This is a genomic window from Streptomyces sparsogenes, assembly GCF_001704635.1.
Lineage (GTDB): Bacteria > Actinomycetota > Actinomycetes > Streptomycetales > Streptomycetaceae > Streptomyces > Streptomyces sparsogenes.
In genome coordinates this window covers 39,409-60,334 of the sequence record NZ_MAXF01000126.1, presented here as the reverse complement: position 1 = coordinate 60,334, position 20,926 = coordinate 39,409, and the positions used below count along the sequence as shown (strand labels likewise).

At 74.2% G+C, this 20,926-nt stretch carries 20 protein-coding genes; 4 read left to right on the top strand and 16 right to left on the bottom strand.

Going from position 1 to position 20,926, the window contains the following annotated elements; translation table 11 throughout:
- Positions 1-9: 9 nt before the first annotated feature.
- A complete protein-coding gene (locus tag BBH68_RS26175) occupies positions 10-1,104 on the bottom strand; it encodes a glutathione S-transferase family protein (RefSeq protein ID WP_425428846.1) in 1,095 nt (364 codons plus the stop codon).
- 142 nt (positions 1,105-1,246) lie between these two features.
- Between BBH68_RS26175 and BBH68_RS26170 the strand changes: the two genes are divergently transcribed.
- Positions 1,247-1,546 (top strand): hypothetical protein, encoded by a 300-nt coding sequence (locus BBH68_RS26170; protein ID WP_425428845.1) that lies wholly within the window; start codon positions 1,247-1,249, stop codon positions 1,544-1,546.
- A 14-nt stretch (positions 1,547-1,560) separates the two neighbouring features.
- On the opposite strand, the gene BBH68_RS26165 is transcribed toward BBH68_RS26170, so the two are convergent.
- The 10 genes from BBH68_RS26165 to infC all read right to left on the bottom strand — a co-directional run bounded on the left by BBH68_RS26165 (position 1,561) and on the right by infC (position 12,491).
- Positions 1,561-2,091, bottom strand: a complete 531-nt coding sequence (locus BBH68_RS26165; protein WP_065965965.1) for an NUDIX domain-containing protein — start codon at positions 2,089-2,091, stop codon at positions 1,561-1,563.
- A 58-nt stretch (positions 2,092-2,149) separates the two neighbouring features.
- Positions 2,150-3,487, bottom strand: a complete 1,338-nt coding sequence (locus BBH68_RS26160; RefSeq protein WP_065965964.1) for an NsdA family TPR-like regulatory protein — start codon at positions 3,485-3,487, stop codon at positions 2,150-2,152.
- A 58-nt stretch (positions 3,488-3,545) separates the two neighbouring features.
- The gene (locus BBH68_RS26155) at positions 3,546-4,760 is read right to left on the bottom strand and encodes a PP2C family protein-serine/threonine phosphatase (protein ID WP_065965963.1); all 1,215 of its coding nucleotides are present in this window, start codon (positions 4,758-4,760) and stop codon (positions 3,546-3,548) included.
- A 277-nt stretch (positions 4,761-5,037) separates the two neighbouring features.
- On the bottom strand, positions 5,038-7,563 hold the full coding sequence (gene pheT / locus BBH68_RS26150; protein ID WP_065965962.1) for a phenylalanine--tRNA ligase subunit beta: 2,526 nt from the start codon (positions 7,561-7,563) through the stop codon (positions 5,038-5,040).
- Positions 7,563-8,690, bottom strand: coding sequence for a phenylalanine--tRNA ligase subunit alpha (gene pheS, locus BBH68_RS26145; protein WP_065965961.1), 1,128 nt, complete (start codon positions 8,688-8,690; stop codon positions 7,563-7,565). Before pheS ends, pheT begins: the two co-directional genes overlap by 1 nt.
- A gap of 148 nt (positions 8,691-8,838) precedes the next feature.
- Complete coding sequence (locus BBH68_RS26140) at positions 8,839-10,014, bottom strand: sensor histidine kinase (protein WP_065965960.1); 1,176 nt, start codon at positions 10,012-10,014, stop codon at positions 8,839-8,841.
- Positions 10,015-10,101: 87 nt separating this feature from the next.
- The gene (locus BBH68_RS26135) at positions 10,102-10,935 is read right to left on the bottom strand and encodes a TrmH family RNA methyltransferase (protein WP_065965959.1); all 834 of its coding nucleotides are present in this window, start codon (positions 10,933-10,935) and stop codon (positions 10,102-10,104) included.
- 104 nt (positions 10,936-11,039) lie between these two features.
- Positions 11,040-11,423, bottom strand: a complete 384-nt coding sequence (gene rplT / locus BBH68_RS26130; protein ID WP_014175141.1) for a 50S ribosomal protein L20 — start codon at positions 11,421-11,423, stop codon at positions 11,040-11,042.
- Positions 11,424-11,524: 101 nt separating this feature from the next.
- The gene (gene rpmI, locus BBH68_RS26125; RefSeq protein ID WP_014175142.1) at positions 11,525-11,719 is read right to left on the bottom strand and encodes a 50S ribosomal protein L35; all 195 of its coding nucleotides are present in this window, start codon (positions 11,717-11,719) and stop codon (positions 11,525-11,527) included.
- A gap of 118 nt (positions 11,720-11,837) precedes the next feature.
- Positions 11,838-12,491: a translation initiation factor IF-3 gene (gene infC / locus BBH68_RS26120; RefSeq protein WP_076970622.1), complete on the bottom strand. Its 654-nt coding sequence runs from the start codon at positions 12,489-12,491 to the stop codon at positions 11,838-11,840.
- A 357-nt stretch (positions 12,492-12,848) separates the two neighbouring features.
- On the opposite strand from infC, the gene BBH68_RS26115 reads away from it, so the two are divergent.
- Positions 12,849-13,217 carry a DUF1844 domain-containing protein gene (locus tag BBH68_RS26115; RefSeq protein WP_065965957.1) on the top strand — a complete coding sequence of 123 codons (369 nt, stop codon included), beginning with the start codon at positions 12,849-12,851 and terminating at the stop codon, positions 13,215-13,217.
- Positions 13,218-13,306: 89 nt separating this feature from the next.
- Here the strand turns inward: BBH68_RS26115 and BBH68_RS26110 are convergent, their stop codons facing one another.
- Together BBH68_RS26110 and BBH68_RS26105 are read right to left on the bottom strand one after the other, a co-directional pair.
- Positions 13,307-14,170 (bottom strand): aquaporin, encoded by an 864-nt coding sequence (locus tag BBH68_RS26110; protein ID WP_065965956.1) that lies wholly within the window; start codon positions 14,168-14,170, stop codon positions 13,307-13,309.
- A 144-nt stretch (positions 14,171-14,314) separates the two neighbouring features.
- Entirely contained in the window at positions 14,315-15,049 is a 735-nt protein-coding gene (locus BBH68_RS26105; RefSeq protein WP_065965955.1) for an SseB family protein, read from the bottom strand.
- Between the two features lie 61 nt (positions 15,050-15,110).
- Between BBH68_RS26105 and BBH68_RS26100 the strand changes: the two genes are divergently transcribed.
- Positions 15,111-15,935, top strand: coding sequence for a serine hydrolase (locus BBH68_RS26100; protein WP_065965954.1), 825 nt, complete (start codon positions 15,111-15,113; stop codon positions 15,933-15,935).
- 98 nt (positions 15,936-16,033) lie between these two features.
- On the opposite strand, the gene mycP is transcribed toward BBH68_RS26100, so the two are convergent.
- Positions 16,034-17,263: a type VII secretion-associated serine protease mycosin gene (mycP, locus tag BBH68_RS26095; RefSeq protein ID WP_065965953.1), complete on the bottom strand. Its 1,230-nt coding sequence runs from the start codon at positions 17,261-17,263 to the stop codon at positions 16,034-16,036.
- Complete coding sequence (locus BBH68_RS43370) at positions 17,260-18,426, bottom strand: hypothetical protein (RefSeq protein ID WP_079151216.1); 1,167 nt, start codon at positions 18,424-18,426, stop codon at positions 17,260-17,262. The genes mycP and BBH68_RS43370 overlap by 4 nt, the downstream gene beginning before the upstream one ends.
- A 212-nt stretch (positions 18,427-18,638) precedes the next feature.
- Here BBH68_RS43370 and BBH68_RS26085 point away from each other — a divergent pair, with 212 nt between their 5' ends.
- Positions 18,639-19,847, top strand: coding sequence for an alanine racemase (locus BBH68_RS26085; protein WP_065965952.1), 1,209 nt, complete (start codon positions 18,639-18,641; stop codon positions 19,845-19,847).
- Between the two features lie 67 nt (positions 19,848-19,914).
- On the opposite strand, the gene BBH68_RS26080 is transcribed toward BBH68_RS26085, so the two are convergent.
- Entirely contained in the window at positions 19,915-20,910 is a 996-nt protein-coding gene (locus BBH68_RS26080) for a DUF2510 domain-containing protein (protein WP_065965991.1), read from the bottom strand.
- Positions 20,911-20,926 lie beyond the last annotated feature (16 nt).

Below are 20,926 nucleotides of genomic sequence, written 5' to 3'. Positions count from 1 at the left end.
GTGTGGCGCTCACCCGGCCCGGCCCGCCGCCGGGATCGTCTCGGCCTCGGGCGCCGGGCCCGGCGGGGTGCCGTCGCCGAAGGGGCGGCCGCCCAGCTGCTCGCGGTGGTGCGGGGTCAGCCAGCCGGAGGGGTCGGGGCCGAGCGGGACGATGCGCCGCGGGTTGATGTCGGTGTGGACCCGGTAGTAGTGGCGCTTGATGTGGTCGAAGTCGACGGTGTCACCGAAGCCGGGGGTCTGGAAGAGGTCCCGGGCGTACGCCCACAGCACCGGGTCCTCGCTGAGCTTGTTGCGGTTGCACTTGAAGTGGCCGTGGTAGACGGCGTCGAACCGCACCAGCGTGGTGAACAGCCGGATGTCGGCCTCGGTGATGGTGTCGCCGACCAGGTACCGCCGGGTGGACAGCCGCTCGGAGAGCTGGTCGAGGCGGGCGAAGAGCCGGCGGTACGCGTCCTCGTACGTCCGCTGGTGCTCGGCGAAGCCCGCCCGGTACACGCCGTTGTTCACATCGCGGTAGACGCCCTCCGCCACCTCGTCGATCTCGTCGCGGTGCGCCTCGGGATACAGGTCCGGGGCGCCCTCGCGGTGCAGGGCGGTCCACTCGGTGGCCAGGTCCAGGGTGATCCGGTGGTAGTCGTTGGTGACCAGGGCGCCGCTGGGCACGTCCACGAGCGCGGGCACGCTCACCCCGCCGGGGTATCCGGTCTCGCGGGCGTCGTACGCCTCGCTGAGGAAGGCGATGCCCAGCACCGGGTCCCGCTCCCCCGGGTCCAGGGTGAACCGCCAGCTGCGCTCGTCCTGGATGGGGTCGGTGACCGCCAGCGAGAGGGCGGGCTCCAGGCCGAGCAGCCGCCGGGAGATCAGCGAGCGGCTCGCCCAGGGGCAGGCCCGGCTGACCACGAGCCGGTAGCGCCCGGCCTCCACCGGCCAGCCGTCCCGGCCGTCGGCGGTGATCCGGTCCGCGAAGTGCGGGGCGGAGCGGCTGAACTCTTCCCTGGGGCTGTTCTCGTCGGCGGAGGTGTCCTGGCCGGGGCCGGGGGTGTCGGCGGGGGACAAGGTGACCATCTCCTTGCGGTGGTGGGGCGTGCGGCGGTGGGTGCTCACGGACCGTGAGCCTTCTCCAGCTCTCGATGTACCCGTCCACACAATTCACTCACCCCGTTTTCACACGGGGTGTGCGGTGCTGACCCGCGTCCGTCCTGCGCACACTCTCCCGCCCCACCTCGCCACGCGCTTCACTCGGGTTGTGAGAAGCGCACGGAAGCACATTCCGGAAGGGGAACAGCCCGTGACCACCGAGCCCGAGCAAGCCGCGTTAGCCGTGGAGCTGGCGGAAATCCGCCGCAGGGTCGATGTCAGCCTCGCCCGCGTCGACGGCCAACTCGCCCTGCTGGACCACCGTGGGGACCAGGCCGAGGATGACGTGGCGCAACTGACGGCACGCGTACGCCATCTGGAGCACGGGCGCTGGCCGCTGAGGTCCATCGCCGCGCTGACCGGGGTGTGCGCGCTGGCGCTCGCGCTGTGGCAGGCCGCGGCCCGCTGAGACCCGCCGTCGCGTCAGCCGAGGCGGATGTGGTGGAGCAGCAGCAGCGCGGCCGCCATGTTCGCGGCGGGCACCTCGCCCCGCGCCACCATGTCGGGGACGAGCTTGAGCGGCACCCACGCGCGCCGGTCGGACTCGAACTCGTCCTCCGGGGGCCCCACGTACGAGGCCTCCTCGGCCCAGTAGATGTGGTGCCGGGCGTCGGTGAGGCCGTTGGACGGCTCGACGGACAGCAGATGGCGCAGCGGGCCGGGGCGCCAGCCGGTCTCCTCCTCCATCTCCCGGGCCGCCGCGGCCACGATGTCCTCGCCGTCCTCCACCACGCCGGCCGCCAGCTCCCAGCCCCAGTTGTCGGTGATGAAGCGGTGCCGCCACAGCAGCAGCACCTCGTTCGCCGCGTTGACCACGGTGGCCACGGCCACGGGGCGCAGCCGGATCAGATAGTGGTCGAGGTGGCGGCCGTCGGGGAGTCTGACGTCGGCGAGGTTCACCCGGAACCACCGGTTCTCGTACACGGTCCGCTCCTTGAGATTCTTCCAGCGCACTGTCAGCCACCTTCCGCCGCACAGTTGGCAAGGCTGTCGACGAGGGCGCGGACCGGACTCAGAGGGGCACGCGCAGCGCCCCGTCGATGAGTTCGGCGGCTTCGGCAGTCGCCGCGCTCCCGCTCTCGGCGAGGTGTTCCCGTACGGCGCGGAGCCGGTCGCGTAAACGCCGGGACTCCATGCCGCGGGCCCGCTCGGTCATTTCCACCGCCGTGGCCCCCGCCCGGTCCGCGTCGCCCTGTCGCAGGGCGATGTGGGTGAGCATCGCCAGCCGGTGCACCCGGCCCCGGTCGTGCGCCGGGGTGCCGACCGCGGCGGTGGCGTGTTCCCGGGCGCCGCCGAGGTCGCCGAGGCTCAGCAGCGCCTCCGCGACCTGGACGTTGACCAGCCCGGGCTGGACGTAGCCGGTCTCGTCGGGCTCCTGGCCGGGGCGGATGCGGTCGGCCGCGGTCTCGGCGCGCCGGATGCAGGACAGCGCCCCGGCCCCGTCGCCCAGCCGCGCGTACGCCTTGGCCTGCATGGCGTACAGATCGGCGGCGAGCGCGGGGGTGATGTGGGAGCCGGACGCGCGCAGCGCCGACTCGGCGAACGCGACCGCCTGCCGGTACTCCTTCATGAAGAGGGACTGGTTGACCAGCAGCGCGATGACGTACGCGCCCAGTCCGCGGTCCCCGCTCGCCTTGGCCAGCCGCAGCGCCTGGTGGAAGTAGCGCTGGGCCAGGCCGTGGGCGTCCGAGTCGTACGCGCAGATGCCGGCGATGGCCACCAGGCCGCCGGTCGCCCGGTGCAGCTGGCGGCCGGTGGCGTCGGGGTAGCTGCCGCGCAGCAGCGGCGCGGTCTCGGCGTTCAGGAAGCCCACGACGCGGGCTCTGGTGGCCACGCCGCCGGCCTTGCGGTACAGCTGCTCGTAGTGGGCGCGGGCGGCGCGCAGCATGTCGATGTCGGCCATGCTGACGCGGGTGAGGCCGCGGCGGGAGACATCGGAGTCCTCGGGCGGGTTCTCCCACTCCCACACCGGGATGACGGCGGGGGTGCCGGTGACGGCGGGCGCGGCGACGATGTGCGGCCGCTGCTGTTCGTCGGAGCGCCACAGCGCGGTGGCGCGCTCGACGAAGCCGGACAGCGGGGTGGCGGGGGCGCGGGGGCTGCCGGGGGTGCCGAGGCCGATGTCGTCGAGGGTGAGCGCGCGGTGCAGCCGCTCGCCGAGCACCTCGCAGATGAGGTCGGGCACCTGGCCGCGGGGGCGCTGGCCCTTCAGCCAGCGGGCGACGGCGGTGTGTTCGTACCGCAGCTTCATGCCGCGGGCCCGGCCCGCCTCGTTGATGTGCGCGGCGAGCCCGGCGTGGGAGATCCCGGCCTCGTCGAGTACGGAGTCGAGCAGTGTGTTGGGCTCCATGGCCCCCTCCTGGTGCGCCCCCAGCCGCGTGCCCCCGGTGTGGCCAGCGTAGTGGGGGTCAGTTCGCACGGGGTGTGAAGTGACCGGGCGGCTGCCCGGGCTTGGATTCCTGGCTCAGCGCCAGCAGGGCGATGTCGTCGGCGAGCCTGCCGCCGGTGTGCCGCAGCACCGCCTCGCGAACCTGGGTGACGAGGGCCGCGGGGACGATCGGGCCGGGGCCGGCGGCCTCGGCCAGGGCGGTGCCGAGGGGGAAGAACCTGCCCTGGGCGTCGCGTGCGTCCTCGGCGCCGTCGGTGTGGAGGAACAGGGTGTCGCCGGGGTGCAGCGGGGCGCACCGGGCGGCGGGCAGGTCGGCGGGGAGCGGGAAGGGGCCGAGCGGGGGCAGCACCTCACCGAGGGCGGGCCGGCGGATCCGCGGCGCGCCGGTGGCCTCCTCGGACAGCAGATACGGCCAGGGGTGGCCGCAGTTGAGCGCGGTCGTCTCGCCGTCCGGCCCGACCTCGAGGAGCAGTACGGTCACGAACTCCTCCGCGACCGGGGTGCCGGGCTCCTCGCCGGCCGGGGGATCGCCCAGGGCGCGCTCGCGCAGATGCCGCTGGAGGGCGCGGTCCAGGCGGCGCAGTACGCCGGCGAGTTCGGGTTCGTCGTGGGCGGCCTCGCGGAAGCTGCCGAGCACGGCGGCGACGGTGCTGATGGCGGCGAGGCCGTGGCCGCGCGCATCGCCGATGATCACGCGCACGCCGTGGGGGGTGGCCAGCACCTCGTACAGGTCGCCGCCGACCACGGCGCCGCGGCTGGCCGACAGATAGCCGCCCGCCACCTCGATGCCCTCCAGGCGGGCGGGCAGCGGTCGCAGCACCGCGTCCTGCGCGGCGGTCGCCACCGCCCGCATCTGCTCCAGTTCCCGCACCAGGCGCAGCCTGCGGCCGCCTGTGAGGTAGCTGGCGACGGCGACCGCGAGGATGGCGCCGCAGCTGACCAGGCCGGCGTGCGGTTCCTCCGCGTCGCCGTCGGGTTCCAGGGCGGTGGGCGGGGCGAGGGCGAACAGCAGGCTCGCGCCGCCGAGCAGCAGGATGCATCTGCGGCGGCCGCTGCTGGCGCAGGCGATGGCGGGGGCGGCGGCGAGGAGCGGGACCACTTCGGTCTCGTGCGGGGTCAGCAGCTCCCAGCAGATCACGCCGAGCACCCACAGGCAGGGGACCGCGCGGTTGACGGCCTTCAGGCCCCGTGCTCTTTGTACGAACGCGCCGCCGACTACCCAGGTCCCGATCATGTGTCGCCCCCCAACGCCGGCCAATGAGGCGGTCGGCCGGGCCCCTGGACGGTCGGTGCTGCGTGGGCCGTGCGACCGGGACGATTCTGGCGACAGCTCCTGTCAAAATGAGTAGTCGGACTCCGATTCTCACCTGATCGGGTGAGCGTCACTCGGTCTTGTTGTCGAACGACGCGCCGAGGCGGCGGAAAGCGTTCCCCCGAACGCGGTGGGGCGCATCCCGCGCGACGGGATGCGCCCCACCTTCTCGGAGCACGCCTCAGGGCTCCACCGGTCCTCAGGCGCCGCGCAGTACGGCGCCGGTACGGGTCACCGCCGCCGCGACCGCGGCCTCGCGGGCCGCCGAGGCCTCCTCGGCGGTCAGCGTGCGGTCGGGGGCGCGGAAGCGGAGCGAGTAGGCCAGGGACTTCTTGCCCTCGCCGAGCTGTTCGCCGGTGAAGACGTCGAACAGCCGCAGCGACTCGAGGAGTTCGCCCGCGCCGGACCGCAGTGCCGCCTCGACGTCGGCCGCCGCGACCGAGGCGTCGACGACGAGCGCGACGTCCTGGGTGGCCACCGGGAAGGGGGACACGTGCGGGGCCTGGACCGGGCCCGGGGCCGCCTGCTCCAGGCGGTCCAGCTCGATCTCCATCGCGCAGGTGCGCTCGGGCAGGCCGAGCGCCTTGGTGACCCGGGGGTGCAGCTCGCCCGCGTTGCCGACGAGGATCTCCTGGCCGTCGACGAGGGCCAGCAGCGCGGCGCAGCGGCCCGGGTGCCAGGGGTCCTGCTGGTCCTGGCGGACGATCAGCTCCACCCCGGCCGCCCGCGCCACGGTCCGGCCGGCCTCGACGGCGTCGGCCCAGCTCGCCGGGGTGCCCTTGCCCCACCAGCCGGCCTGCTCGCGGGCGCCCGTCAGGACGACGGCGGCGCGTCGCGGCTGGCTGGGCAGCGCGGCGTCGAGCGCGGCGATCTCCTCGTCGGAGGGGCGGCGGTCGACGGGCAGGCTGAGCGCCGCCGGCTCGTCGCCGGTGGCGCGGAAGACCAGACCGGTCTCGAAGAGCGCGAGGTCGTGCGCCCCGCGGCCGTCGTTGCGCCGCAGCGCGGCGAGCAGCCCCGGCAGCAGGGTGGTGCGCAGCGCCGGCTCGGCGTCGGAGAGCGGGTTGACCAGGCGGACCGCGTCGCGCCGCGGGTCGTCCGCGGCCAGGCCCAGCTGGTCGAGCACCTCGTCGCCGATGAACGGGTAGTTCAGGACCTCGGTGTAGCCGGCGCCGGCCAGCGCCCGGCCGACCCGGCGGTGCAGCCGCTGCCGCTCGGTCAGCCCGCGGCCGGCGGGCGGCTGGGGCAGGGTCGAGGGGAGGTTCTCGTACCCCTCGAGCCGGATGACCTCCTCGGCGAGGTCGTTGGGGTCCCTGAGGTCGGGCCGCCAGCTGGGGACGGTGACGGTGAGGGTGTCGGCGCCGTAGACGTCGCAGCCGACCTGCTGGAGCCGGCGCACCACCGTCTCGCGGCCGTAGGCGAGGCCCGCGACCCGGTCCGGGTGGTCGGCGGGGAGCGTGATCGTGTGGGGCGCGCTGGGCGCAACGATCTCGGTGACGCCCGCCTCCGCGGTGCCGCCCGCCAGCAGCACCAGCAGGTCGACGGTGCGCTGGGCGGCCGCCGAGGCGGCCTCGGGGTCGACGCCGCGCTCGAACCGCCGGGACGCCTCCGAGGAGAGCTTGTGGCGGCGCGCGGTGCGGGCGATGGAGACCGGGTCGAAGTGCGCGGCCTCGATGACCACGTCGGTGGTGCCGCGGACGGCGCCGGTCTCCGGGTCGGCCTGGGCGTCGGCGATCTCGGTGTTGGCGCCGCCCATGACCCCGGCGAGCCCGATCGGGCCGTTGTCGTCGGTGATCACCAGGTCCTCGGCGTCCAGGACCCGCTTGGTGCCGTCGAGGGTGGTGAGCTTCTCGCCCGGCTCGGCGCGGCGCACCCCGATGGACCCGCTGAGCCGGGACCGGTCGTAGGCGTGCAGCGGCTGCCCGAGCTCGAGCATCACGTAGTTGGTGACGTCGACGGCGAGCGAGACCGGCCGCATCCCGGCCTTCTGGAGCCTGCGCTGCAGCCAGATCGGGGAGTGCGCCTCGGGGTCGAGGCCGGTGACGGTGCGCGCGGTGAAGCGGTCGCAGCCGATCCGGTCGGAGACCGTGACCGGGTAGCCGTGGGCGTTGGGCGTGGGCACGTCCAGCAGGGCCGGGTCGCGCAGCGGCAGCCCGTAGGCGGTCGCGACCTCGCGGGCCACGCCGCGCAGCGACAGGCAGTAGCCGCGGTCCGGGGTGACGGCGATGTCCAGGACCTCGTCGACGAGCTCCAGCAGCTCGATCGCGTCGGTGCCCACCTCGTACTCGGGGGGCAGCACGATGATGCCCGAGTGGTCGTCGGCCATGTCGAGCTCGGCGGCCGAGCAGATCATGCCCTCGGAGACCTTGCCGTACGTCTTGCGGGCCGAGATCGCGAAGCCGCCGGGCAGCACCGCGCCGGGCAGGGAGACGACGACCTTGTCGCCGACCGCGAAGTTGGTCGCGCCGCAGATGATGTTCTGCGGCTCGCCGCTGCCGTTCGCCTGCCCGACGTCGACCTGGCAGTAGCGGATGGGCTTCTTGAAGCCCTCCAGCGTCTCGATGGCCAGCACCCGGCCGACCACCAGGGGACCCTTGAGGCCGGCGCCGAGCTGCTCGACGGTCTCGACCTCCAGCCCGGCCGAGACGAGTTTGGCCTGCACGTCGCGGCCGGTCTCACCGGCCGGCAGGTCGACGTACTCCCGCAGCCAAGAAAGCGGGATCCGCATCAGATCTCCATCCCGAAGGGCCGGGTGAAGCGCACGTCACCCTCGACCATGTCTCGCATGTCTTCCACGTTGTGCCGGAACATCAGCATCCGCTCGATGCCGAAGCCGAAGGCGAACCCGCTGTACTTCTCCGGGTCCACGCCACAGGCGATCAGCACCCGGGGGTTGACCATCCCGCAGCCGCCCAGCTCGATCCAGCCCTCGCTGGAGCAGGTGCGGCAGGGCCGGTCGGGGTTGCCGACCGAGGCGCCGCGACACACGTAGCACTGCATGTCCATCTCGGCGGACGGCTCGGTGAACGGGAAGAAGTTCGGCCGCAGCCGGGTGGACATGCCCTCCCCGAACAGCGCCGTGACCATGTGGTCCAGGGTGCCCTTGAGGTCGGCCATGGTCAGGCCCTCGTCGATGGCCAGCAGCTCGACCTGGCTGAAGACGGGGGTGTGGGTGGCGTCCAGCTCGTCGGTGCGGTACGTCCGGCCGGGGCAGATCACATAGATGGGCGGCTTCCGCTCGAGCATCGAGCGGACCTGCACGGGCGAGGTGTGGGTGCGCAGCACCACCCCGGACCCGGCGCCGTCCCGCCCCTTCGCGCCCTGCACGAAGAAGGTGTCCTGCATCTCGCGGGCCGGGTGGTCCGGCGGGAAGTTGAGCGCGTCGAAGTTGAACCACTCCGCCTCGACCTCCGGCCCCTCGGCGACCTCGTAGCCCATGGCCACGAAGACGTCCTCGATGCGCTCGGAGAGCGTGGTGATGGGGTGGCGGGCGCCGGCCGGGACCCGGTCGTACGGCAGCGTGACGTCCACCGCCTCCTCGACCAGCACCCGGGCGTCCCGCTCCGCCTCCAGCTCCGCCTGCCGGGCCGCCAGCGCCTTGTTCACCGCGCCGCGCGCCTGGCCGACGCGCTTGCCCGCGTCGGCCTTGGCGTGCGGCGGCAGCGCGCCGATCTCGCGGTTGGCCAGCGCCAGCGGCGAGCGGTCGCCGGTGTGCGCGACCTTCACCTCGCGCAGCGCCTCGAGATCCCCGGCGGCGGCGACGGCGGCGAGCGCCTCGTCCCGCATCCGGGCGACCTCTTCTGGTTTCAGTACCTCGACCTCGACAGGGTCGTACGACTTATTCGGTGCCGACATCTCTTCCCGTGCTTCCGATTGGCTGTGCGCGGCCTGCCTCGACCACTGGCGCGCCAAAGGTGCCAAAAGCCGAGTCTAGAGGGCGCTGGTCCGCGCTGTTCCGGGGGACGCCCCGGGCCCCGGGTGGCTGGTGTGGCCCGCGGGCTCCTCAGGCCAGGTAGGCCGGGGTACCCACGGGCAGGGTAAATCGGAACTCCGCGCCGCCGCCGTGGGCCCGGCCGACGGTGATCGTCCCGCCGTGTGCCTCGACGATGCCCTTGACGATGTACAGGCCCAGGCCGGTGCCGCCGCGCTTGCTGCCCCGCCAGAAGCGGGTGAAGACGCGGCTCATCGACTCCTCGGGGATACCGGGGCCCTCATCGCTCACGGTGACGGCGGTCCTTTCGACGGCGGGGCCTTCCGCGGCAGGCCTGGCCTGCTCGGGTGCCACCTCAATGGTGACGGTTCCCTCGCCGTGGCGCACCGCGTTTTCCAGGAGGTTCCCCAGCACCTGGTCGATCTTGTCCGGGTCGGCCCACAGGCCAGGCAGCGGTTCCCTGACCTTGATCAGGAAGCGCTCGGACGAGTGACCGGCGGCGGTCAGCGCCTGGACGTGGCGCCGCACCGCGGCCGCGATGTCGACCGGCTGGCGGCGCACCTCCAGGCGGCCGGAGTCGATCCGCGATATGTCGAGCAGCTCGGCGATCAGGCGGGTGACCCGGTTGGCGTCGGCGTCGACGGTCTCCAGCATCAGCCGCTTCTGGTCGTCGGTGAAGCGCTCCCATTTCGCCAGCAGCGTCGCCGTGAACCCCTTCACGGAGGTGAGCGGGGAGCGCAGCTCATGGGCGACGGTGGCGATCAGCTCGGCATGGCTGCGCTCGGTGCGGCGGCGGGCCTCGGTGCCGCGCAGCGAGACCACGACCCGGCGCACCGGGCCCATCGGCCGCTCGCGCACATAGCGGGCGGAGACCAGCACCTCACGGCCGCCGGGGAGCAGGAGGTTCCGCTCGGGCTGGCCGACGCGGGTGGCCAGGCCCCCGTACGGGTCGGTCAGCGCCCACCAGCGGCGCCCCTCCAGGTCCTCTAACGGGAGCGCGCGCTCCAGCTTGCGCCCGAGCGCGTCGGCCTGGCGGGTCGCGGTGATCCGGGCCGCCGCGGCGTTGAAGCAGGTCACGCGGCCGGTCTCATCGGCGATGACCAGACCGTCGGGCAGGTCGTCCGGGTGCACGCCGAGGCCCGCGGCCTCGTCCGGCTCCCATCGCGCATATCCCTGGCCCGGCGCTCCCAGGCGCGTCCCGGGCGCACAGGCGTCACTCGACCTGGCGCCGGAGGTCCTGACGTCCATCCCCGCACCCCCTCTTCAAGCCTGTCGGCTCGCGGCCGGACGCCCCCTTTGACGACAGACCCTGGGCCCCCAGAGGGGGCAACCCTACTAGGTCGATGTGACGGAGCGGCACCCTCCGGGAGCGCGCTGCGCACGAGCGGAGGCATAGAGGCACACGGCGGCGGCCGTGGCGAGGTTGAGGCTTTCGGCTCTGCCGTGGATCGGAACGCGCACCACCTCGTCCGCGAGTGCGCGGGTCGCCTCCGGCAGCCCCCACGCCTCATTGCCGAAGATCCAGGCCGTGGGCGCGCCCAGAACCCCCTCGTCGAGCTCGGTGTCAAGGTCCCGCTCCCCCGCCCCGTCGGCGGCCACCACCCGCGCCCCGGCCTGCCGCAGCCCGCTCACGGCCCGCTCGACGGGCACGCCGACGGCGACGGGCAGATGGAAGAGGGAGCCGACGGAGGCCCGCACGGACTTGGGGTTGTACAGGTCGACGGAGGCGTCGGTGAGCACGACCGCGTCCGCCCCGGCGGCGTCCGCGCAGCGCAGCACGGTGCCGGCGTTGCCCGGGTCGCGGACGTGCGCCAGGACCGCGACCAGCCGGGGGCGGGCCGCGAGTATCTCCTCGAACGGCACGTCCAGGAAGCGGCACAGCCCGACGATGCCCTGCGGGGTGACGGTGTCCGACATGGCGGCGACGACCTCGTCGGTCGCGGTGAGCACGGGGGCGCCAGCGGCGCGGGCGGCGGCGACGATGTCCGCGTGGCGCGCGGCGGCCTCCACGGTCACGTACACCTCCACCAGGTGCGCCACCGCCTCACGGACGGCCTGGGGGCCCTCGACGAGGAATCGGCGCTCCCTGCCGCGGAAGCTGCGCTTGGCGAGCCGTCTCGCCGCGGTGACGCGCGGCGATTTCAGGGAGGTCAGCTCGGGGGTCGCCATCGGGTGTGCTCTCGCTTCTGTTGTCCGGTGCCCGCCGACACGCGCGGACCCGCAGGTGACAGGTCACCTGCGGGTCCGTTTGCCGGTCGGGCTCAGCGCCGCGGTCAGGCAGCCTTCGGGGCGTTGACGTCGCTCGGCAGCGCCTTCTGGGCCGCCTCGACCAGCGCGGCGAAGGCGTTCGCGTCGTTGACCGCGAGGTCGGCCAGGATCTTGCGGTCCACCTCGATGTTGGCGGCCTTCAGACCCTGGATGAAGCGGTTGTACGTGATGCCGTTGGCGCGGGCAGCGGCGTTGATCCGCTGGATCCACAGCTGACGGAAGTCGCCCTTGCGCTTCTTGCGGTCGTTGTAGTTGTAGACCAGGGAGTGGGTGACCTGCTCCTTGGCCTTGCGGTACAGGCGGGAGCGCTGGCCCCGGTAGCCGCTGGCCTGCTCGAGGATCGCCCGGCGCTTCTTGTGGGCGTTGACTGCCCGCTTGACGCGTGCCACTTGTTTAACTCCTTGTACGGGGCCGCGGCTGACTCACGCGGCCCGGAAACGAATAGGTCCCGGTCGGCTCGGCGCACGCCCCGCCGCAGCGGGGCGGGGCGTCACTTGCCGAGAAGCTTCTTGATCTTCTTGGCGTCGGCCGGGGCCATCTCGGTCTTGCCGGCCAGGCGGCGCGTCAACGTGGACGGCTTGTGCTCGAGAAGGTGGCGGCGACCGGCGCGCTGGCGCATCACCTTGCCGGAGCCGGTGAGCTTGAAGCGCTTGCTGGCACCACTGTGCGTCTTGTTCTTCGGCATGTCGCCGTTCTCTCCTCGTCGGGACGCCGTCCGGCCGCACAAGGGCAGGCTCAAGCGTCGGGATGTTTCTGGTTGTGTCCGGGGCGCGCGGCCCCGGGGCGAGGCTCGCGCCTCGACATCACGCCTCGGCGGGCTCCTCCGCGGGGCTGGTGCCCTGCTGGCGCTCCGCCTTGCGGGCGGCCTGCGCCTCGCGGGCTTCGGCCATCGCCTCGGTCTTCTTCTTGTGCGGACCGAGGACCATGATCATGTTTCGGCCGTCCTGCTTCGGGTTGGACTCCACGAAGCCGAGCTCCTGGACGTCCTCGGCCAGCCGCTGGAGCAGCCGGTACCCGAGCTCGGGCCGGGACTGCTCACGGCCGCGGAACATGATCGTGATCTTGACCTTGTCGCCCTGCTTGAGGAACCGGACGACGTGACCCTTCTTGGTGTCATAGTCGTGCGGGTCGATCTTCGGCCGGAGCTTCATCTCCTTGATGACCGTGTGCGCCTGGTTCTTGCGCGCCTCACGGGCCTTCATGGCCGACTCGTACTTGAACTTTCCATAGTCCATGAGCTTGCAGACCGGCGGGCGTGCGGTCGCCGCCACCTCGACGAGGTCGAGGTCGTACTCCTGCGCAAGCTCCAGGGCCTTGGCAAGCGGCACGATGCCGACCTGCTCGCCACTGGGACCGACGAGTCGCACCTCGGGGACGCGAATCCGGTCGTTGATGCGGGGCTCGGCGCTGATGGGGCCTCCTCGGTTGCACCACGCGACCGCCTGGCGGGCAGCCACGTAACGTCTGTTCTCTGTGGGACCACCGAGCCGTGACGTGGAAAACGCCCCGGACGGTACACAGGCGGGGCTCCTCATTGACCGGGAGCACCGCCGCGATATCACCGCGGGGCGCAGCCTGACCGATGACCTGCCGACCCGGGGGTCGGTCAGGTGGGAGTTCGGAGCCTCCACTTGCGGGCCGGACACGCGAGTGACCGGCCGGTCGTTTCTCTACGATACCAGGACCCGCGGCATACGCTCACCGGCCCGCCACGCGCCCCCTGGCGAAGGCCCGTCGCGCCCCCTGGCGAAGGCCCGCCGCGACCCCGCCTAGGCTGGGTCGCACCACCCATCAGGAAGTGAGCCTCCAGCACCATGAGTGACGCCAACGCCGGGCAGCAGCAGGCGCCCGACTTCGAACAGATGACCCGCGACATCGCGGACGTGCCCGCGGTCGAGGTGATCACGACGGTCGCGGTGCACCTGATGAGCGCGGCGGCGGTCAATCTGGGGCTGGCCGAGGAGGGCCCCCAGCACAAGGACCTGGACGAGGCGCGGAAGCTGATCAACGCCCTGGCCGGGCTGGTCACCGCCAGCGCCACGGAGATCAGCTCCTTCCACGCGGCGCCGCTGCGCGACGGGCTCAAGTCGCTGCAGCTCGCCTTCCGCGAGGCGTCGGTGGTGCCGGACGAGCCGGGCCAGGGTCCGGGCGAGAAGTTCACCGGGCCGGTCTTCGGGCGCTGAGCGCCTCACCTGAAGCCTTTGCCTGAAAGCTTTGGCTGAAGGCTTCGGGGGGCTTCCACCGGGGCTTCGGAGGGGCCGCGGGGCCCGGCTCACGCGGCCTCCGGCGGCTTGGTCTCCGGTCCGCCCGGCTCGGGTCCTCCGGCCTCCGGACCGCCCGCCCCGGGGCGCCTGCCGCCCAGCCGTCTGCCCCAGGGCATGTGCGGCCGGGGGCCGGTGACCTGCTCCCGCTCCTCCTCGGCGACCGGATGCCCCGGGTGGGTGAGCATGTGCAGGCCCGCCGCCAGCACCCCGCCGATCATCGGCGCCACCAGGAACAGCCACAGCTGCGAGAGCGCGCCGCCGCCCGCGAACAGCGCCGGGCCCAGGCTGCGCGCCGGGTTCACCGAGGTCCACGTCAGCGGGATGCCGACCAGGTTGACCGCCGTGAGGGCGAGGCCCACCGGCACCGGCTCGGCGGCGACCATCGTGACCTTGCCGGTCACCGTGAGGTAGATGAACACCAGCAGCAGGGTGAGCAGCACCTCGGCGAGGAAGGCCCCGCCGCCGCCGATGCCCACCGGCGACCGGCCCCCGTAGCCGTTGCTGCCGAACGCGTCGTCGGTCACCAGCCTCGGGACCTGCTTGGCCAGCAGGAAGAGCAGGGCCGCGCCGACGATCCCGCCGACCAGCTGGGCCACCCAGTACTCGATGGCCGCACGGATGTCCATCCGCCTGGCCAGCAGCATCCCCAGGGTGACCGCCGGGTTGATGTGACAGCCGGAGATCCGGCCGAAGGCGAAGGCGACCACGATCAGGGTGAAGCCGAAGGCGAACGAGATGCCGACCGCGTTGATGTAGTCGCCCGCGAGGACCAGGGAACCGACCCCGAAGAAGACCAGCATCGCGGTTCCGACGAATTCGGCTACGACCGTCCTCGTCTCCGTGGCTCTCGTCTCCGTCGTACTCGTATCCATTGGCGCTCTCCTCGATCGGATCGATCGCCAGTTGTCGTCCTAGCATTGTGGGACGAATGGGGAGATTTCGCCTGTCGGAGATCGCACAGAAGATCGGGGAAACGCGGGCCCGGCGGCTCGCGCGGGCTCAGGGTCCCCGGACGCTCAGCGGCTGAAGAGCGGCTCCCCGGGCACCGGCGTCCCGGGCGGCAGCAGCGCCAGGTCGAGACCGCGCACCAGCCGGGCCCGCAGCGTCTCGTCGGCGGCCAGGGCCTCGGCGACCCGCCGCACGGTCTCGGGCGCGGGGGCGCCGGATTCCAGGGTGAGCGCCAGCATCCCGTCCGCGTCCGCGGCGGGCGTCAGATGGGCGCGGAGCACCCCGGGCTCGGCGGCCAGCACGGTGCGCAGCGCCGTGGCGACCGCCGGGTCGGCGAGCGGGTCGGCGCTGGTCCGGCCCTCGGCGAGGGCGAGCAGGGCCGGCCCGGTCAGCTGGTACGGCACCGGCCCGGCCAGGTCGAGCACCACGGTGTCCGCCTTCTCGTGCGCGGCGGCCTCGAGCGCCTGGCGCAGCGGTACGGCCACCGGCCGGGCGTCCGGGCGCCAGCGGGCCAGGGTCTCCAGGGAGGTGAAGGCGGGCAGGGCGCGCCGGCCGTCGGGGGCCTGCAGCGTGGGCACCGCCATGTCGCTGGTCTTCTCCCGGCGCAGTCCCCCGGGGCCCTCCTCGACCTCGCCGAGGAGCGCGACCACCGGCACCAGCAGCCGTGCTCCGCTGAGCGCGCCGAGCACCTCGGGCTCGGTCGCGGGGTCGTCGGCCCAGGCGGCGAGCGCCGCGGTCAGGCGGGGGTCGGCTGAGCCGTCGTCGCCGGAGAAGCCGGGGTCGGGGATGTTCTTGAGCGCCACCCGACGAGGGTATCGGTGGCGGGGAGGAGACAACTGCGGCGGGGGCCCGGGAGGGAGCGGCATGGAACGGGTGAGCAGGAGGGACGACGCGCCAACGGGAGCGGGGCCGGCGTCGGAGGCACCGTCGGCCGCCGCGCTGGACGCGGCGCTGGCCGACGCGCTGAGCGCCCTCGCGGACGGCACCGACGCCCGGTTCTCGGTCGCGGTCCTCGACACCGGCTCCGCGGCGCGCGCGGTGTGCGGCGCCGACGCGTACGACACCGCGAGCATCGTCAAGGTGGACATCCTCGCCGCGCTGCTGCTGCGGGCGCAGGACGCCGGGCGGGAGCTCACCGCCCAGGAGCGCTCGCACGCCGCGGTGATGATCGAGCGGAGCGACAACGACGCCGCGACCACGCTGTGGCGGGAGATCGGCGGCGCGGAGGGTCTCCACGCCGCGAACGAGCGGCTCGGGCTGACGGACACGTACGGCGACGCCTCGGGGAGATGGGGGCTCACCCGGACCACCGCCGCCGATCAGCTCACGTTGCTGCGTCAGGTCTTCACCGAGGGACCACATGTCTTCACCGAGGGGCAGGCGGGCGGCGAGGCGACGCTCGGCGAACGGTCGCGGGCGTACATACGGCGGCTCATGGGGCAGGTGGTGCCGGAGCAGGCGTGGGGCGTCTCGGCCGCCGCCGACGACCCGGCGCTCACCCGGCTCAAGAACGGCTGGCTGCCGCGCACCGCCACCGGCCTGTGGGACGTCAACAGCATCGGCCAGGTCACGGCGAAGGGGCGCACGTACCTCGTGGCCGTGCTCTCCGATGGCCACCCGGACAAGGACAGCGGCGTCGCGCTGGTGGAGCGCGCCGCACGCGCCGCCCTAGGGGTCGCCCTTTCCTGAGGCGCGGGCAGTTCTTGAGGCCCGGGCACCTCCTGATGCCCGGGCAGTTCCTGAGGCGCGGGCACTTCCTGAGGCCCGGGCGCTTCTTGGGGCTCGGGTCAGTCGCCGAACGGGCGGCCGCGCCGGGGCCGGAGGAACGCCGGCGCGCGGAGCGGCCCCGCGCCGCGCCACAGCGTCACCGCGGCGGCCAGCAGGCCGGCGCCGGCGAAGGCGGCGGTGAGGGCCAGGCGGTTCGGGCCGCCGTCGTCGCCGCCGGCCGCGGAGGCGCGCTGCGGGCCCGGGCCGAAGTAGCGCTGCGGGGAGGCGCCCACGGCGGGCCGCTGCGCCCGGGGCTTCAGCTTCTCCCCCGCCTTGATCGCCGCCGCCGGGTCCACCAGGCCCGCGCCGAGCTCGTCGCTGCGGCCGCCCTTCGGGCGGTCCTGGGCGGTCTCGGTGAGCAGCTGCCGGATCTGGAGGGGGCTCAGCTCGGGGTGGGCGGCGCGGACGAGCGCGGCCGCCCCCGAGACGAACGCGGCGGCGGCGCTGGTCCCCCAGCCCGCGTAGTAGCGCCGGTCGGGGTCGGCGATGACGACATCGACGCCGGGCGCGCAGACCGTGGCGTACCAGCGGCGAGTGGAGAAGGAGGCGCGTGAGCCGTAGCGGTCCACGGCGGTCACGGCGATCACCCCGGGGTAGGCGGCCGGGTAGGAGGCCCGGTCGCCTTCCTTGCCGCCGTTGCCCGCCGAGGCCACCACGACCACGCCCTTGCGCAGCGCGTACTGCACGGCGGCGTCCTCGGCGGGCTCGGGGTGCGCGGACTCGCTGTCGTCGCCCAGCGACATGTTGATCACGTCGGCGCCGTGGTCGGCCGCCCAGCGGATGCCGTTCGCCAGCGCGCCGCCGCGTTCCTTGCGGGCCTTCTTGCGAGCCGGGTCGTCCTCTTCGAGGATCACCCGCACCGGCAGGATCCTGGCCTCGGGGGCCACGCCCACCACCCCGTCGCCGCCGGCGGCGCCGTGGCCGTGGCCCGCGATGATCCCGGCCATCGCGGTGCCGTGTCCGGCCCAGGCGGCGTCGCCGCGCCCGGCGCCGAAGCCGATCAGGTCCTTGCCCGGGAGCACCTGGCCCGCGAGGTCGGGGTGCCGGTCGTCCACCCCCGTGTCGAGCACGGCGACCGTGACGCCCGCGCCCTTGGTCGTCCGCCAGGCGGTCGGGGCGTGGATGGCGTCCAGCGCCCACTCCTGCGCCTGTATGCCGTCCGCCTGGGCGGGTACGGCGGGCAGCAGGGCCAGCCCCGCCGCGGCGAGACCGGCCCCCAGGGTGCGCCACAGCCGCCGGCACCGGGTCATCGCGGGGCCTCCGTCTTGGCCAGGGCGCGGTGGAAGGCGCGCTCGATCTCGTCGGCGATGCCGCGCGCGTCGTGGCCGAGGCCCGCCTGGGCCGGGGCCGTCGTGGCGCCGCGGCGGGTGGCCTCGCCGGCCGGCTGCGGGGCGGTGACCTTCCGGCCGTCGGCGAAGCCGGTCACGGTGTACACGACGGCCGGGGCGTCGGTCAGGACCTTGATCCGCCAGCTGGCGCGCTGGGCGTCGCCGAAGTCGGCGGCGGCGGTGCCCTTCGCCGCGTACGGGCGGGGCATCAGGTCGGCGCGTTCGCCGAGCCCCTCGGAGTCGAACCGCTCGCTGAGCCCGCGCATGGTCCCGGGCCCGGCCTTGGCCACCAGCAGGCCGACGGTGGTCACGCTGGTGCTGGTCGCGTCCGTGTAGGTGGCACGCAGCAGTCGCTTGCAGCCCACCGGGGACAGGGCCTTGGCGAGCAGCGGGTCGAAGGCGCCGCCGCAGCTGCTGTCCGGGGCGACCGCGATCCGGGTCCAGGTGCGGTCGGCGCCGCCGGGGCCGTGGCCGCGCAGGGTGCGCGGGAAGAGGTCGTCGACGGGGACGCTGTGCCAGGCGGTGCGGGCCCGTGCGTAGCCGTCCGCGGCCGCCGGGCGGGAGCCGGAGTCGCCGGTCAGCCAGGATCCGGCCGCCGCGCCGCCGAGCAGTCCGAGGCCGAGGACCAGGCACGCGGCGGCGGCCGCGACCCGGCCGGGGCCGCGCCGGCCGGCCGTCCCCCGGGAGCCGGTGCTGTCTCGCGGGCCCGTGCTGTCGTACGGGTCGTAAGCCGGGGCCGGGTCGGGGCGGCGCCAGGGGCCGAATCCGGCGGGCTGGGGGCCGCGCGGGGCCGGGGCTGCGGGCGGCGCGGTGGCGGGGCGCGGGGCTGCGGGCGGCGCGGTGGCGGAGCGCGGGGGGAGGCCGGTGGGGCGCGCCCGCGATATGCCCGCGCCGGCGCCCGGATTCGCGCGCGGCGTCCGCAGCGGCACGCCCAGGATCGGGGTGTCCGGGTCGATCGGCGGCGCGGCCTTGGCGGCGGCGCCCGGGGGCGCCGCGGGGCGCGGCGGGGGCGCGGTGTGCGGCGGGTGGGCGGGGCGGGGCGGGGGGATGCGGGGGATGTGTGTCTGTTCCGCTTCGGTGCTCACCTGCACCCCCTCGCACCCTCGGAAGACGTGTTCATCTGATCGCACCCGGCCGCGCGCCCTCCCGTCGGCCTTTCGGACAGGCGGGACGGTATGCGGACATCACGCCGCTGACCTGCCGGTCGTGGTGTGCGCGACACTTTACGGGTCGCCGGGCGCCATCCGCACCGGCTGCCCTCTACCCGGTGGTAACGGCCGTCTGGCAAGCTTCGCCCATGTCCGCGCATCCCGCTGCCCTCTCCGCCGACCGCGCCCGGTACGACCGGGCCACCGCCCATCTCGAGGCGCCGCTGGCGATCGTCGATCTGCGGGCCTTCGACGACAACGCCCGGGGCCTGGTGCGGCGGGCGAACGGCAAGCCGATCCGGGTGGCGAGCAAGTCGGTGCGGTGCCGCGCGCTGTTGGACCGGGCGCTGGCCAAGGAGGGCTTCGCCGGGGTCATGAGCTTCACGCTCGCCGAGTCGCTGTGGCTGGCGCGCGAGGGGTACGAGGACGTCCTGCTCGCCTATCCGTCCGCCGACCGGGAGGGGTTCGCGACGCTGACCGGCGATCCCGGGCTCGCGGCCGCCGTGACGGTGATGGTGGACGACATGAGCCAGATCGAGCTGATCGAGAGTGTTCGCGCGGGCTCCGAAGAGGTCCGGGTCTGTCTGGAGTTGGACACCTCCCTGCGGCTGCTCGGCGGCCGGGTGCGGATCGGCGCGCTGCGCTCGCCGCTGCGCGACCCGGCCCGGCTGGCGGAGCTGGCGGAGGCGGTCCAGCGCCGCCCGGGCTTCCGCGTGGTCGGGCTGATGGGCTACGAGGGCCATGTGGCGGGCGTGGGCGACTCGGTGGCCGGGCGGCCGCTGCGGTCCCGCGCGATCCGGCTGATGCAGTCCGCCGCGCGCCGGGAGCTGGCCGGGCGCCGGGCGGCGGCGGTGCGGGCCGTGCGGGCGGTGGCGGACCTGGAGTTCGTGAACGGGGGCGGCACGGGCAGCGTGCAGCACACCGCCGCCGAGGACGCGGTGACCGAGATCGCCGCCGGGTCCGGGCTCTACCAGCCGGGGCTGTTCGACCACTACACGTCCTTCCGCGGCCGCCCGGCGGCCCTCTTCGCCCAGCCGGTGGTGCGCCGGCCGGGCGTGGGCGTGGTGACGGTGCTCGGCGGCGGCTATCCGGCCTCGGGCGCGGCGGGCCGGGACCGGCTGCCGGTGCCGTATCTGCCGCAGGGGCTGGCCTACGACCCGATGGAGGGCCCGGGCGAGGTGCAGACCCCGCTGCTGGGCTCGCCCGCGGACGACCTGCTGATCGGCGACAAGGTGTGGTTCCGGCACGCCAAGGCCGGGGAGCTGTGCGAGCGCTTCGAGGTGCTGCATCTGGTCGACGGCGACCGGGCGGTGGACTCGGTGCCCACCTACCGGGGCGAGGGCCGCACGTACCTGTGAGCTCGTACCCGTGAGTCCCTCCCCATGAGCGCGAACGCGGGCCGGACGGTACGCGCGGCCGCCGGGCTCAGACGGACTGGCCGTCGCCGTTGTCGCCGAGCGCCTTGATCCCCTTCACGATCTTGTCCATCTCGGACAGCGTCGGCGCCTTGTCGCTGACGTCGAAGCCGAAGCGCACCACGACCATGGTGTCGTGCAGGAGGGGGGACGGGAAGGCCACCGTCTGGACATAGCCGTCCGGGCCCTTCTCCGTGATCACCTTCCAGCGCACCAGGTAGCCCTTCTGCCCGGCGACGGTGACCGCCTCCGACTTGAGCTGCTTGTGCGAGGTGATCCCGCCGTACGACTCCCGCTTGTTCTGCGGGTTGGTGCCGTAGGAGCTCTCGGCGGCCTGCTCGATGTCCTCCTTGGCGATGCCCTTGGCGGTCTTGGCCTTGTAGCCCGACGCCGGCATGGAGAAGACACCGCCGCGCAGGCACTGGCTGCCCGGGTCGTTGGGGCAGGGGTAGCGGTCCTCGGTGGTGATGCCCGCGCCGCCCGAGCTGCTGCGGGTCTCCTCCCAGCCGTCCGGGACCGGCAGGCCGATGCCGTTCAGGGCGTCCTCGGCGACGGTCGGGTCGTCGGTGGGCGCGGGGGCGCTGGGGGTCTCGGAGGGGCCGGTCGGCGAGGCGCCGTCGTCGCCGCCGAAGCCGCCCCCGTCGCCGCTTCCGCCGTCGTCCCCGTCCGGAGCGGGCGCGGTGGCGGTCGGCCGGGGCTTGGCCCGGTCGCCGCCGTCGCCGGACCCGCCGTCGTCGCCCAGCAGCGCGACGCCGCCCGCGATGGCGGCGGCCACGACGGCCGCCACGACGACGGCCGCCGCGATCTTCGGGCCGCGGCCCCGCCCCGCCGGGCCGCCGGGCTCCCCCGGCGGGTAGACGGGGACGGGCGGGCCGAACGTCTGGCTCGTCGGCCCCGGGGCCTCACGGGTGTGCTCGGTCCAGGCGAACCCGTCCCACCAGCGTTCAGGGGCGGGGCCGGGGCCGGTGTAGCCGGGGTCCGGGTACCAGCCCGGGGGTGTCGTCATGCTCACGGCGTCACCT

Excerpts from the sequence above, each read along its gene's own strand:
- BBH68_RS26160 (WP_065965964.1), bottom strand. The coding sequence starts at position 3,487 with ATGGAGCCCAACACACTGCTCGACTCCGTACTCGACGAGGCCGGGATC.
- BBH68_RS26155 (WP_065965963.1), bottom strand. The coding sequence starts at position 4,760 with ATGATCGGGACCTGGGTAGTCGGCGGCGCGTTCGTACAAAGAGCACGG.
- pheT (WP_065965962.1), bottom strand. The coding sequence starts at position 7,563 with ATGCGGATCCCGCTTTCTTGGCTGCGGGAGTACGTCGACCTGCCGGCC.
- pheS (WP_065965961.1), bottom strand. The coding sequence starts at position 8,690 with ATGTCGGCACCGAATAAGTCGTACGACCCTGTCGAGGTCGAGGTACTG.
- BBH68_RS26140 (WP_065965960.1), bottom strand. The coding sequence starts at position 10,014 with ATGGACGTCAGGACCTCCGGCGCCAGGTCGAGTGACGCCTGTGCGCCC.
- BBH68_RS26135 (WP_065965959.1), bottom strand. The coding sequence starts at position 10,935 with ATGGCGACCCCCGAGCTGACCTCCCTGAAATCGCCGCGCGTCACCGCG.
- rpmI (WP_014175142.1), bottom strand. The coding sequence starts at position 11,719 with ATGCCGAAGAACAAGACGCACAGTGGTGCCAGCAAGCGCTTCAAGCTC.
- BBH68_RS26115 (WP_065965957.1), top strand. The coding sequence starts at position 12,849 with ATGAGTGACGCCAACGCCGGGCAGCAGCAGGCGCCCGACTTCGAACAG.
- BBH68_RS26110 (WP_065965956.1), bottom strand. The coding sequence starts at position 14,170 with ATGGATACGAGTACGACGGAGACGAGAGCCACGGAGACGAGGACGGTC.
- BBH68_RS26100 (WP_065965954.1), top strand. The coding sequence starts at position 15,111 with ATGGAACGGGTGAGCAGGAGGGACGACGCGCCAACGGGAGCGGGGCCG.
- mycP (WP_065965953.1), bottom strand. The coding sequence starts at position 17,263 with ATGACCCGGTGCCGGCGGCTGTGGCGCACCCTGGGGGCCGGTCTCGCC.
- BBH68_RS26085 (WP_065965952.1), top strand. The coding sequence starts at position 18,639 with ATGTCCGCGCATCCCGCTGCCCTCTCCGCCGACCGCGCCCGGTACGAC.
- BBH68_RS26080 (WP_065965991.1), bottom strand. The coding sequence starts at position 20,910 with ATGACGACACCCCCGGGCTGGTACCCGGACCCCGGCTACACCGGCCCC.